This window comes from Streptomyces sp. LHD-70 (assembly GCF_031157275.1).
Lineage (GTDB): Bacteria > Actinomycetota > Actinomycetes > Streptomycetales > Streptomycetaceae > Streptomyces.
Map to the genome: position 1 here is coordinate 588,275 of NZ_JAVIFW010000001.1, position 11,973 is coordinate 600,247.

General features: G+C 71.7%; 12 protein-coding genes. 4 read left to right on the forward strand and 8 right to left on the reverse strand.

Annotated features, from left to right (window positions below; all coding sequences use genetic code 11):
* Positions 1-36 precede the first annotated feature (36 nt).
* Entirely contained in the window at positions 37-1,446 is a 1,410-nt protein-coding gene (gene glnA, locus RCO28_RS02655) for a type I glutamate--ammonia ligase (RefSeq protein ID WP_308939257.1), read from the reverse strand.
* A 211-nt stretch (positions 1,447-1,657) separates the two neighbouring features.
* Here glnA and RCO28_RS02660 point away from each other — a divergent pair, with 211 nt between their 5' ends.
* Complete coding sequence (locus tag RCO28_RS02660) at positions 1,658-2,125, forward strand: RDD family protein (protein ID WP_308939258.1); 468 nt, start codon at positions 1,658-1,660, stop codon at positions 2,123-2,125.
* Between the two features lie 208 nt (positions 2,126-2,333).
* Here the strand turns inward: RCO28_RS02660 and RCO28_RS02665 are convergent, their stop codons facing one another.
* The 4 genes from RCO28_RS02665 to lipB all read right to left on the reverse strand — a co-directional run bounded on the left by RCO28_RS02665 (position 2,334) and on the right by lipB (position 5,456).
* On the reverse strand, positions 2,334-3,035 hold the full coding sequence (locus RCO28_RS02665; RefSeq protein ID WP_308939259.1) for a DUF4191 domain-containing protein: 702 nt from the start codon (positions 3,033-3,035) through the stop codon (positions 2,334-2,336).
* 30 nt (positions 3,036-3,065) lie between these two features.
* Positions 3,066-3,269, reverse strand: a complete 204-nt coding sequence (locus RCO28_RS02670) for a hypothetical protein (RefSeq protein ID WP_282539106.1) — start codon at positions 3,267-3,269, stop codon at positions 3,066-3,068.
* Between the two features lie 270 nt (positions 3,270-3,539).
* Complete coding sequence (gene lipA / locus RCO28_RS02675; protein WP_308939260.1) at positions 3,540-4,505, reverse strand: lipoyl synthase; 966 nt, start codon at positions 4,503-4,505, stop codon at positions 3,540-3,542.
* Between the two features lie 120 nt (positions 4,506-4,625).
* Entirely contained in the window at positions 4,626-5,456 is an 831-nt protein-coding gene (lipB, locus tag RCO28_RS02680; protein ID WP_308939261.1) for a lipoyl(octanoyl) transferase LipB, read from the reverse strand.
* Positions 5,457-5,697: 241 nt separating this feature from the next.
* On the opposite strand from lipB, the gene RCO28_RS02685 reads away from it, so the two are divergent.
* Positions 5,698-7,140: a regulator gene (locus RCO28_RS02685; protein ID WP_308939262.1), complete on the forward strand. Its 1,443-nt coding sequence runs from the start codon at positions 5,698-5,700 to the stop codon at positions 7,138-7,140.
* A gap of 33 nt (positions 7,141-7,173) precedes the next feature.
* Here the strand turns inward: RCO28_RS02685 and RCO28_RS02690 are convergent, their stop codons facing one another.
* Complete coding sequence (locus RCO28_RS02690) at positions 7,174-8,544, reverse strand: FAD-dependent oxidoreductase (protein WP_308939263.1); 1,371 nt, start codon at positions 8,542-8,544, stop codon at positions 7,174-7,176.
* A 240-nt stretch (positions 8,545-8,784) separates the two neighbouring features.
* Positions 8,785-9,687 carry a TIGR01777 family oxidoreductase gene (locus tag RCO28_RS02695; protein WP_308939264.1) on the reverse strand — a complete coding sequence of 301 codons (903 nt, stop codon included), beginning with the start codon at positions 9,685-9,687 and terminating at the stop codon, positions 8,785-8,787.
* Positions 9,688-9,789: 102 nt separating this feature from the next.
* Between RCO28_RS02695 and RCO28_RS02700 the strand changes: the two genes are divergently transcribed.
* Entirely contained in the window at positions 9,790-10,281 is a 492-nt protein-coding gene (locus tag RCO28_RS02700; RefSeq protein WP_308939265.1) for a GNAT family N-acetyltransferase, read from the forward strand.
* A 66-nt stretch (positions 10,282-10,347) separates the two neighbouring features.
* On the opposite strand, the gene RCO28_RS02705 is transcribed toward RCO28_RS02700, so the two are convergent.
* Positions 10,348-11,004, reverse strand: a complete 657-nt coding sequence (locus RCO28_RS02705) for a TetR family transcriptional regulator (protein ID WP_308939675.1) — start codon at positions 11,002-11,004, stop codon at positions 10,348-10,350.
* 85 nt (positions 11,005-11,089) lie between these two features.
* Between RCO28_RS02705 and RCO28_RS02710 the strand changes: the two genes are divergently transcribed.
* Entirely contained in the window at positions 11,090-11,884 is a 795-nt protein-coding gene (locus RCO28_RS02710) for an SDR family NAD(P)-dependent oxidoreductase (RefSeq protein WP_308939266.1), read from the forward strand.
* Positions 11,885-11,973 lie beyond the last annotated feature (89 nt).

Genomic DNA, 11,973 nt, shown 5'->3' on the forward strand with positions numbered 1-11,973 from the left:
AATCGGGATGGCGGCCCTCAGTGGCGCAGGCGCGGCTTAGAGGTCGAAGTACAGCTCGAACTCGTGCGGGTGCGGGCGCAGCTGGATCGGGGCGATCTCGTTCGTGCGCTTGTAGTCGATCCACGTCTCGATCAGGTCGGACGTGAAGACGCCGCCCTGCTGCAGGTACTCGTTGTCCGCCTCCAGGGCGTCGAGGACCGCGGGGAGCGAGGTCGGGACCTGCTGGACGTTGGCGTGCTCCTCGGGAGCGAGCTCGTACAGGTCCTTGTCGATCGGCTCGGCCGGCTCGATCTTGTTCTTGACGCCGTCCAGGCCGGCGAGCAGCAGCGCCGAGAAGGCCAGGTACGGGTTGGAGGACGGGTCCGGCGCACGGAACTCGACGCGCTTGGCCTTCGGGTTCGAGCCGGTGATCGGGATACGCATGGCCGCGGAGCGGTTGCGCTGCGAGTACACCATGTTGACCGGGGCCTCGAAGCCGGGCACCAGGCGGTGGTACGAGTTCACCGTCGGGTTGGTGAACGCGAGCAGCGACGGGGCGTGCTTGAGGATGCCGCCGATGTAGTAGCGGGCGGTGTCCGAGAGGCCCGCGTAGCCCTGCTCGTCGTAGAAGAGCGGGTTGCCGCCGGACCACAGCGACTGGTGGACGTGCATGCCCGAGCCGTTGTCACCGAAGATCGGCTTCGGCATGAAGGTCGCGGTCTTGCCGTTGCGCCAGGCGACGTTCTTCACGATGTACTTGAAGAGCATCAGGTCGTCGGCCGCGGCGAGCAGCGTGTTGAACTTGTAGTTGATCTCGGCCTGGCCGGCCGTGCCCACCTCGTGGTGCTGGCGCTCGACCTGCAGGCCGGAGTTCTCCAGCTCCAGGGAGATCTCCGAGCGCAGGTCGGCGAAGTGGTCGACCGGCGGGGCGGGGAAGTAGCCGCCCTTGTAACGGACCTTGTAGCCGCGGTTGTTCTCCTCCGCACCGGTGTTCCAGGCGCCGGCCTCGGAGTCGATGTGGTAGAAGCCCTGGTTCGCGGAGGTCTCGAAGCGGACCGAGTCGAACACGTAGAACTCGGCCTCGGGGCCGAAGTACGCGGTGTCGGCGATACCGGTCGACGCGAGGTACGCCTCGGCCTTCTTCGCGATGTTGCGCGGGTCACGGCTGTACTGCTCGCCCGTGATCGGGTCGTGGATGAAGAAGTTGATGTTCAGCGTCTTGTCGCGGCGGAAGGGGTCCACGCGAGCCGTCGAAAGGTCGGCGCGCAGCGCCATGTCCGACTCGTGGATGGCCTGGAAGCCGCGGATCGACGAGCCGTCGAAGGCCAGCTCCTCGGACGGGTCGAACGCCGTCGCCGGGATCGTGAAGTGCTGCATCACGCCCGGGAGGTCGCAGAACCTGACGTCGACCATCTTGACGTCATTGTCCTTGATGAACTTCTTGGCATCGTCGGCGTTCTGGAACATCCGGCTCCTCCTACTCCCGGTCCGGGGTGGAGCCGGGGATGTCTCGCTTGAGTGCGGCCAGTGCGGTGGCACACGCTGGTCCTGACCATAAGGACGGGGGATTTCTCAAGCATGACCCATTTGTTTCGTCGAAGTTAACCGAACGACGAGCCGCGCGCTCATCCACGACCCGGCCTCCGGGGTGCGAAAGGGGGCGCAGTACCGTGGACGGGTGGACAACAGACAGGCAATCGGATCGTGGCTCTCCGGCCCCCGCCAGGCGGCCGAGGACATGGGCGCCGACTTCGGTTACCGGGGCCAGCAGCTGGGTCTGCCCGAGGAGGGCCCCGGCGCCATCGCCCCGCTCGGCCGCCGCTTCGGAGCGGTCGTCGTCGACTGGGCCGGGTGCATGCTCATCGCATACGGCCTCTTCGCTCAGGGCAACCAGCAGACGATGGGCAATTGGGCCCTCGGCATCTTCCTCGTCCTGAGCGTGCTCACCGTCGGCACGGTCGGCTCCACCCCGGGCAAGCGCCTGTTCGGCCTGCGCGTGGTCGCCGAGAACGGCGGCCGCCTGGGCCTCGGCCGCGTACTGCTCCGCAGCCTGCTCCTGTGCCTCGCCATCCCGGCCCTGATCTGGGACCGCGACGGCCGCGGCCTCCACGACCGCCTGGCCAAGGCGATCCAGGTCCGCATCTGAATCCAGCCCGTCCGGCGCTCGCGTTCCGGCCCGGCGGGGGCCAATTCAGCCCGTCCGGCGCTTGAGGACGAGCCCGAAGGGCGATCAAGGGCAAGCGAGCCGACCGCACGAAAACATCCGCATACGCCGATGGGGCGCCGGGAACCGATCAAGTTCCCAGCGCCCCATCGACGTACAGGCAAAACCCCGCAAGCCAAAGCGGCCAGCGTCACCGCATCTTGGGCCCACCCTTGGGCATCCGCATCCCCTTCGGCATCGGGCCCTTGGGCAGCGGCATGTTGCTCATCATGTCGCCCAGCGCCTTGAGGCGGTCGTTGGTCTGTGTGACCTGCGGACCGGCGAGCACGCGCGGGAGCTTCAGCATCGTCGTGCGGAGCTTCTTCAGCGGGACCTGGCCCTCGCCGTTGCCGACGATGAAGTCGTGCACCGGTACGTCGACGACGATCCGGGCCATCTTCTTCTTCTCCGCCGCAAGCAGCCCCTTCAGCCGGTTCGGGTTGCCCTCGCCGATCAGCACGATGCCGGCCTTGCCGACCGCGCGGTGCACCACGTCCTGGCTGCGGTTCATCGCCACCGCCGGGGTCGTGGTCCAGCCGCGGCCGACATTGTCGAGCACCGCGGCCGCCGCACCGGGCTGCCCCTCCATCTGCCCGAACGCCGCCTTCTCGGCCCTGCGGCCGAAGACGATCGCCATCGCCAGGAAGGCGAGCAGCACGCCGAGGATGCCCAGATAAACCGGGTATCCGATCAGGAGGCCGATTCCGAGAAGGACACCGAAGGTGACGATTCCCACTGCGGCTAGAACGAGACCGATCTTGGAGTCGGCCCGCCGGGTCATCTTGTAAGTGAGAGCGATCTGCTTGAGCCGCCCTGGGTTCGCAGCGCTCGCTGCGTCGTCCTTCCTCGCCATAACTGGAAGTTTACGTGCCCTTCGAACGGACTACGACGTGCGGGCCGTACTGGCCGCCTCGAGCACCCGCTGGGCCTCGACCCGGTCCTTGGCTCGGCGCCGGTCCTCCACGACCGAGGACCACGCGTTACGGCGGGCGGTGCGCTGGCCGCTGCCCATCAGCAGCGACTCGACGGCGCGCAGAGCGTCGGTGACGGAAGGGATGGCGGTGGCGCGTACGGGCGCGGCCTGCATGGCGGGTCCCTCTCTGGAAGACCGGACGGAGCGGGAAGTGCGCGGGGGGTACGTGGCGTAGTGCCAGCGTCACAGATTGGTGTTACCAGCGCATGGCGGGCCGGTCAAACACCTATGAAGCCTTGATGCGGAGCCCGGAAAACTAGACGCGGTCCGTACGGCGCCCCCACCTGCGGGGACCGTACGGACCGCGTCGTCGCAGCCGATACCGGCCAGTAATCACTTGTGCGGGAGTTCACACGGCCTGAGGGGCCGCGGCTCACCCGTCGCTCACACCGCCTGCGAGGCGGCGTACTCACCACGCTTCTCGACGGCCATCTTGAACAGCCGGCCCGCGCGGTACGAGGAGCGGACCAGCGGCCCGGACATCACACCGGAGAAGCCGATCTCCTCGGCCTCCTCCTTCAGCTCCACGAACTCCTGGGGCTTGACCCAGCGCTCCACGGGGTGGTGGCGCACGGTCGGGCGGAGGTACTGCGTGATCGTGATGAGCTCGCAGCCCGCGTCGTGCAGCTGCTGGAGCGCCTCGCTGATCTCCTCGCGGGTCTCGCCCATGCCGAGGATCAGGTTCGACTTCGTGACCAGGCCGTCGTTGCGGGCCTCGGTGATGACCTTGAGCGAGCGCTCGAAGCGGAAGCCGGGGCGGATCCGCTTGAAGATCCGCGGCACCGTCTCCACGTTGTGCGCGAGCACCTCGGGGCGGGACGAGAAGACCTCGGCCAGCTGGTCGGGCTCGGCGTTGAAGTCGGGGATGAGCAGCTCGACCTTCGTCTGCCCGGCCTCGCGCTCCGCCGTCATCGCGTGGATCTGGCGCACCGTCTCCGCGTACAGCCAGGCGCCGCCGTCCTCCAGGTCGTCGCGGGCGACGCCGGTGATGGTGGCGTAGTTCAGGTCCATCTTCACGACGGACTCACCGACGCGACGCGGCTCGTCGACGTCGAGGGCCTGCGGCTTGCCCGTGTCGATCTGGCAGAAGTCACAGCGCCGCGTGCACTGGTCACCGCCGATGAGGAACGTGGCCTCGCGGTCCTCCCAGCACTCAAAGATGTTCGGACAGCCCGCTTCCTGGCACACGGTGTGCAGGCCCTCGCTCTTGACGAGGTTGTGCAGGTCCTTGTACTCGGGGCCCATCTTCGCCCGGGTCTTGATCCACTCGGGCTTGCGCTCGATGGGGGTCTGGCTGTTGCGGACCTCCAGGCGCAGCATCTTGCGTCCGTCGGGTGCGACTGCGGACACGACCGGCTCCCTACAGCTTCGATTCTTCGGCGTACACCAGGGTACGCCCGTTGTTCGTACGCTCTTCAGTGCGGCCAACCTGTGGACGGTGGCCTGCATTCCCTGCGGCGTTTCCTCCGCTCAGACGGCCGGCTGGGGCTCCGGCTCCGGTGCCTGCCCGGGTTCCTTCTCGCGGACGACCTCGCGCGGCTTGAGCTCCGCGTTCGCCAGTACGTCCCGCAGGTGCTTCTCGACGACCGGCAGGACCTCGTCGATGGTGAGGTCGCGGCCCAGCTCGTTCGCGAGCGAGGCGACGCCCGCGTCGCGGATCCCGCACGGCACGATCTTGTCGAACTCGGTGTTGTCCGGGTTCACGTTCAGCGCGAAGCCGTGCATCGTGACGCCCTTGGCGACGCGGATGCCGATCGCGGCGAGCTTGCGGTCCTCCCGGCGCTGGCCCGCGTTGGACGGCGCGTACTCCGGGCCGTTCATCCGCGGGTCGAACTCATCGTCCTGCAGCCTCGGATCGAAGTCGAGGGAGAGCCCGCCGAGGCGCTGCTCCACCGGATCGCCGAGCACCCACACACCGCTGCGCCCCTCGACCCGGCTGGTCTCCACGCCGAACTCGGCGCACGCGCGGATCAGCGCCTCCTCCAGGCGGCGCACATGCGCGACGACGTCCACCGGGCGCGGCAGCTTCAGGATCGGGTAGCCGACGAGCTGGCCGGGACCGTGCCAGGTGATCTTGCCGCCGCGGTCCACGTCGACGACCGGGGTGCCGTCGAGCGGCCGCTCGCTGTCGGCCGTACGGCGGCCCGCGGTGTAGACGGAGGGGTGCTCCAGGAGCAGACAGGTGTCGGGCACCTCGTCGGCGAAGCGGGCGGCGTGCACCCGGCGCTGCTCCTCCCAGGCCTCCACGTAGTCGACCTTGTCCGGGCCGAAGCCCAGACGTACGAATCGCAGCTCACTCACGGCAAGCGCCTCCCTGAAAACTTTCACCGTGCACGTTTCGCGCCCCGAGCCACTGTACGACCCGGCGCGCAACCCGTTCGAGTCGCCCGTGGCGGCCGAAACCCGTCACATCCTCGCCCAATCCTCACACGATCGGATGAATGCGAGGCCGAGGCTGCGATGAGGGCGCCGACGGCCGCTAAATTCGCGCCGTTCCATGAGGGCTGCACCCCGGCCCGGAAGGCAGGAGACCGCAGAGCCGATGACGGATCGACCCCCGCAGCGCACGCCCAACCGCCAACTAGCCGCGCTGATCGCCGAGGCCGGCTTCTCCAACGCGGGGCTCGCCCGCAGGGTCGATCAACTGGGCCTGGAGCACGGACTCGACCTGCGCTACGACAAGACCTCCGTGACGCGCTGGCTGCGCGGCCAGCAGCCCCGCGGCACGACGCCCGCCCTGATCGCCGAGGTCTTCACCCGCAGACTCGGCCGCCGCCTCTCCGCCCAGGACCTCGGGCTCGACGCCTGCGCCCCGGTCTACGCGGGCCTGGAGTTCGCCGGCTCGCCCGAGGAGGCCGTCGACATCGTCAGCGGCCTGTGGCGCAAGGACTCCGGCAGCCACGCCGAGCTGCAGAAGATCGCCTTCACCCCGGCCGGTCTCGTCGTGCCCAGCAGGGACTGGCTGATCGGCCGCGCCGACGAGCGGGTCGGCCGGGGGGAGCCGGCGAACGGCGCCCGGGTCCCCGTCCAGGGCCGCGCCTCCGTGCCCCGGCAGCGCTCCCAGACCGAGCGCGGCCCGGGCCAGAAGGTGACCGGCGGCGACATCGCGGCGCTCCGCTCCGTCGGCGAACTGTTCCGCGCCCTCGACCACGCCTACGGCGGCGGCCACGCCCGCCAGGCCCTCGTGCGGTACCTGGAGCACGAGGCCGAGCCGATGCTGCGCGGGGTGTACGGCGAGCAGACCGGGCGCCGGCTCTTCGCGGCGGCCGCCGACCTGACCCGGCTCGCGGGCTGGACCTCGTACGACATCGCGGCGCACGGACTCGCGCAGCGGTACTTCGTCCAGGCGCTGCGGCTCGCACAGGCCGCGGGGGACCGGGCGTACGGCAGCTATGTGCTGGTCACGATGAGCCGGCAGGCGGTCTATCTCGGGCACGGGCGGGAGGCGGTGCAGCTCGCCCGGGTCGCGCAGCAGGGCGTGGGCGCGGCGGCGCCGCCCGTGGTGCAGGCGCTGCTGCACGCCGTGGAGGCACGCGGACACGGCGTCCTCGGCGAGGTCCGCGCCTGCACGGGTGCTCTCGTACGGGCCGAACGCGCCCTCGAAGCCGCCCGGCCCGGCGACGAAGTGCCGCACTGGGCACGGTTCTTCGACGAGGCGCAGCTCGCCGACGAGTTCGGGCACTGCCACCGCGACCTGCAGCAGTACCGGGCGGCCGCGCAGCACGCGGAGCGCTCCCTGCATCTGCGCGCGCCCGCGTTCGCCCGCTCGCGCCTCTTCAGCCGGGTCGTCCTGGCCACCGCCCGCCTGGGCCTCGGCGAGCTGGACCAGGCCTGCGCGCTCGGCGCGGAGGCGGCCCAGCAGGCCTCGGAGATGCGGTCGGCTCGCGCCCTTGAGTACGTACGGGACTTCGAGCGGAGGCTCGAGCCTTATCGCGACGCGATGCCGGTGCGGGGGTACCGGGACCGGGTGGCGGCGATCGGCTGAGCCCGACAGGAGGGAAAGCCGCCCGCAGGGCGACTACGCCGCGACCCGCACCGCCTCCGCCCGCGGCGCAACCCCCAGATCCCGCAGCACCGCCCGCGCCGCCCGCCGCCCCGAGTGCAGCGCACCCTGCACCGTGCTGGTGTCCCGGTGGTCGCCGCACACGTACAGGCCCGCGAGGATCCGGACCTGGCGGCGCGGGTCGTGCGGGACGGGCATCGCGGGGACGGCCTCCGGGTCGTGGTGGACGGCGAGGAGGTCCCAGTGGGCCGTGGACGTGCCGTAGAGCCGGGCGAGTTGGGACCGCACCTCGCGCTCGGCCGGGGGCGGCCCGAGGACCACGGACGTGATCAGGGCGCGGCCCGCGGGGGCCCGGGACGGGTCGACCTCGCTCATCACCGCCGTGTGCGCGACGGGACCCGAGCGGTCGGCGTCCAGGAGCAACGCGGGCTCGGCGAGCGGCGGTTCGGGGGCGCTGTGGTGGAACACGGTCACCGCGTGGAACGACGGCATCCGCAGGCCGGGCAACAGCTCGGCGGCCTGCCGCGCCCCGGTCGCCAACAGCACGGAACGGCACGGCAGTTCACCGTGGTCGGCGGTGCGTACGGAGGTGGTGGCGACCTCCACCGCCTTCACCCCGGTGTGCACCGTGCCCGGCGGCAGCGCGGCCGCGAGCAGGGCCGGCAGGGTGTCGGCGCCGCCCGCGGGCACACCGAGCCGGCCCCGGGCGAAGCCGCGCAGCGCGAGGTCGGCGCAGCGGCTGGACGTCTCCAGGTCCGGGTCGCAGAGCAGCGCGGCGAGCAGCGGGCGCAGAAAGCCGTCGACGGTACGGGTGGGCAGTCCGCGCGTCGACAGGGCCTGGGCGGTGGACAGTTCGGGCCGGGTGAGCAGGCGGTCCACGGGGGTGGCGGCGAGCCGGGTCAGGGCGGCGCCGAGCCGGGCGTGGTCGAGCGGTCCGCTCAGGGCGGGGCGGGCGCGCTGCGGGCGGAGCGCGGGGAGCGGCGCCCGTGGCGTACCGGCCAGCGCACGCGCGGCGCTGAGTGCGCCCCGTGCGCCCCTCGCGCTCCGGCGGCCGCTGAGTGCGGCGCTCAGGGCGCTCCCGGCCTCCCAGGTGCGGTGGAGGCGGCCACCGCTGTGGACCAGGACGCCCGGCGCGAACGTACGCAGCGCGAGGGTGTCCAGGGCCGGGATGCGGCGCAGTTCGGGATCGGCTGTGGAGAGCAGACGGCCGATCCGGTCGAGCCGGAATCCATCGATCCGTTCCGTGCTCATCCGGCCGCCGACAGCGGGGGCCGCCTCCAGGACGGCGGTGCTCACCCCGGCTTCGGTCAGCTGGAGGGCGGCGGAGAGCCCGGCGAGCCCGGCTCCCACGATGACGACGTCCGCCTGTTCCGCGGGCTCATGCACGTGCCCCTCCCCGAGGTTGCGGCTGCTGGGGTCGTGATGCCCCAACTCGACCCAGGAATACCCGAGTTCGGCACGAGGTTAGGAGGGGTTTCGGTCAGGTGCAGTCGCGCATGCACCGAGCACGGTCGCACGAGGTCGCATTCGATCGCGTACACCTCATTCAGGCGTACGCCGGGGGCGCATCGGGGCGTGGCCGGTTTCGCGCCGACGACTGAGACTTGCGGCTGGCCCGGCGGTGGTTCAGCGCAGGGCTGCCCGTACCGCGTCGTCGATCGTCGGGAAGGCGAAGCGGAAGCCCGACTCCAAGAGCCGGGTGGGCAGGACGCGTTGGCTGCCGAGCACCTCCGAGGCCATCTCGCCGAGGACCAGGCGCAGCGCGGGCGTGGGCGCCGGGAAGAGGGTCGGCCGGTGCAGGGCGCGGCCCATCGCGGCCGTCACCTCGCGGTTGGTCACCGGGTGCGGCGACGTCACGTTGACCGGCCCGGACAGCGAGTCCGTGTCGAGGAGATGGCGCAGCGCGGCCACCTCGTCGTGCCGGGCGATGAAGCTCCAGTACTGCCCGCCGTCGCCGAGCCTGCCGCCGAGGCCCGCCTTGAACAGCGGGAACATCCGCCCCCAGGCGCCGCCCTCACGCGCGACCACCAGGCCGGTGCGGGAGAACACGGTGCGCACCCCGGCGTCCACCGCCGGGCCCGCCGCCTCCTCCCACTCCACGCACACGGACGACAGGAATCCGTCGCCCGCCGGGGCGGTCTCGTCCACCGCGCGGTCGCCGGTGTCGCCGTAGTAGCCGACCGCGCTGCCGTTCAGGAAGACCCGGGGCGGGGTGTCCAGGGAGGCCACGGCCTCGGCGAGGGCGGCGGTGCCGAGCACGCGGCTGTCCCGCAACTCCCGCTTGTACGCGTCCGTCCAGCGGTGGTCGCCGATGCCGGCCCCGGCCAGGTTGACCACCGCGTCACAGCCGGCGAGCGCCGCCGCGCGGATGCGGCTGCGCTTCGGGTCCCACTCGACCTCGTCGGCGGTCTCGGCGGGCCGGCGGACCAGGCGCAGCACCTGGTGTCCGTCCGCGACGAGCGAGCGCGCGAGGGCCGAACCGATGAGGCCGGATGCGCCCGCGATGACGATGCGCTGTGTGGCGTCCATGGGGCCCATCCTGCCCACAGAGGACGGGAGTCGGCACCTATGGCCGGGCCGTTTCTCCGCCGCCCGGCCGGACTGTCAGTGCCCGGTTCTACGCTGGCGGGCATGCCGCTCGACGACGCCCGCATCCGCCCCGCCCAGCCGTCCGACGAGAGTGCGCTCGCCGCGCTCGACCGGGAGGCCTGGTCGCGGCTGCACGCCGTGACGCCGAGGCCCGAGCCGGACGGGTCGTTCTTCGACGAACGGCACACCCCGGACGACTTCCTCGTGGGCGTGGTCGACGACGCGATAGCGGGTTACGTCCGCCTGGTGCCGTCCACCCCGCTCGCCGTCAACGCCCATGTGCGGCAGATACAGGGCCTGGCCGTCGCCGACCGTGCGCGCGGCCGGGGCCTCGGTCGCGCGCTGATCAGAGCGGCCTGCGCGCTGGCGCGCGAGCAGGGGGCGCACCGCATCACGCTCCGCGTGCTCGGCCACAACACCCCGGCCCGCGCGCTCTACGAGACGGAGGGCTTCGTCGTGGAGGGCGTGCTGCCGGGGGAGTTCCTGATGGACGGGGAGTACGTGGACGACGTACTCATGGGGCGCTCCCTCTGACCCCTCCGAGGCGCGAGCCCTGCCCCCTCGGAGGCGCGGGCCCTGACCTCTTCGAGGCGCGGCCCGTCAGCCGGGCATGAGCTCCCGCAGGCAGCGCAGGGCGAGCTCCGCGGGTGCGCCCGGGTGTCGTACGTCCGCGTCCTCCCGCTCCGCCCAGGTCTCGAGCGCGATCCGGATCGCTGCCGTCGCCGCGGCCGCCGCGAGGCGGACCCGCAGCGGTTCCGCGTCCGGGCCGAGCAGGGCGGCGAGCACCGGCCTGAGCTGTTCCTCGGACTCCTGGTTCACGCGGTACCAGACCGCCCGCAGCGCCGGGTCCTCGGCCGCGGCGCGGAGCAGTCCGCGGGTCTGGCGCAGCCCGTCGACCGCGGCGTCGTCGGTGGGCGTGAGGGCGTCCGCGACGGCCGCGTGCAGGGCCTCGGGCAGCGGGGTGCCGGGTTCCGTCGCCGCGAGGCGGGCGCGCCACTGCTCACCGCCGACGGCGAGCAGCGGGCCCACGGCGTCCTGCTTGTTGCGGAAGTACCGGTAGAAGGTGCGCAGTCCGACACCGGCGCGGCCCGCGATCGCCTCGGTCGTCGTGGCGTCCGGGCCGAGTTCGGTGAACAGCTCGGCCGCGGCGTGCGCGATCTCCAGCTGCGTGGCGGCCTTGCGGCGCTCGGTCAAAGAGGTGCTCACGCCGGAAGCGTACGCCTCCTGCCCTGCCCCTAATGCCTCTGTGGCATGCATCGCCATGATGGCAAAACGTGCCATGTGGGCGTACTCTGCGAGGGGGAAGAAGGAACCGCCGGAAGAACACAGCAGGGAGCAGGTCATGCAGAACCTCGATCGCTACGCGGGCCGCCGCGTCCTCGTCACCGGCGCGGGATCCGGGATAGGCCAGGCCACCGTCGTCCGCATGCTCGCCGAGGGCGGGCGCGTGGTGGCCGCCGACATCAGCGAGGACGGCCTGAAGGACACCGTCGCGCAGGCCGGCGCGGACGCGGAGCGGCTCACCACCCTGGTCCTGAACATCGCCGACGAGGCCGCGGTCCGCGCCGGTGTCGCCTCCGCCGTGGAGACGCTCGGCGGACTGGACGCCCTGGTCAACGCGGCCGGCATCCTGCGCTCCTCGCACACCCACGAGACGACCCTGGACGCCTTCAACCAGGTCATCGCCGTCAACCTCACCGGCACGTTCCTGGTGATCCGCGAGGCGATCCCGGCGCTGCTCCGCGGCGAGGGCCCGGCGGTGGTCAACTTCAGCTCGACCTCGGCGATGTTCGCCCACCCGTACATGGCGGCGTACGCGGCCAGCAAGGGCGGCATCCAGTCGATGACCCACGCCCTCGCGAGCGAGTACGGGAAGCAGGGCATCCGCTTCACCGCCGTACAGCCCGGATCCATCTCCTCCGGAATGACCGACGGCTCGGGCGCCAGCCGCCGGAGCATCGGCCCCGGCCTGCCCGACGACGCCGACATGAGCCTCTTCGTGAAGCTCGCCCCCGCGCTCGGCGAGGGCTTCGCCGGGCCGGAGACGGTCGCCTCCGTCGTCGCGATGCTCGCCTCGGACGACGGCCGGTTCATCACCGGTACGGAGATCCGCATCGACGGCGGCACGCACTTCTGAGTCCGATGAGTCCGATGAGTCCTTCGGTCAGCGGGCGCCCGCCGGTCACCCTGACCGACCGGCCCGAGGTGCGCCCGAGCGGGCCGCGC

Bases quoted from the DNA above. Each gene is read 5' to 3' on its own strand.
- glnA (WP_308939257.1), bottom strand. From the start codon at position 1,446: ATGTTCCAGAACGCCGACGATGCCAAGAAGTTCATCAAGGACAATGAC.
- RCO28_RS02665 (WP_308939259.1), bottom strand. From the start codon at position 3,035: ATGGCGAGGAAGGACGACGCAGCGAGCGCTGCGAACCCAGGGCGGCTC.
- RCO28_RS02670 (WP_282539106.1), bottom strand. From the start codon at position 3,269: ATGCAGGCCGCGCCCGTACGCGCCACCGCCATCCCTTCCGTCACCGAC.
- RCO28_RS02685 (WP_308939262.1), top strand. From the start codon at position 5,698: ATGACGGATCGACCCCCGCAGCGCACGCCCAACCGCCAACTAGCCGCG.
- RCO28_RS02695 (WP_308939264.1), bottom strand. From the start codon at position 9,687: ATGGACGCCACACAGCGCATCGTCATCGCGGGCGCATCCGGCCTCATC.
- RCO28_RS02700 (WP_308939265.1), top strand. From the start codon at position 9,790: ATGCCGCTCGACGACGCCCGCATCCGCCCCGCCCAGCCGTCCGACGAG.
- RCO28_RS02705 (WP_308939675.1), bottom strand. From the start codon at position 11,004: ATGCATGCCACAGAGGCATTAGGGGCAGGGCAGGAGGCGTACGCTTCC.
- RCO28_RS02710 (WP_308939266.1), top strand. From the start codon at position 11,090: ATGCAGAACCTCGATCGCTACGCGGGCCGCCGCGTCCTCGTCACCGGC.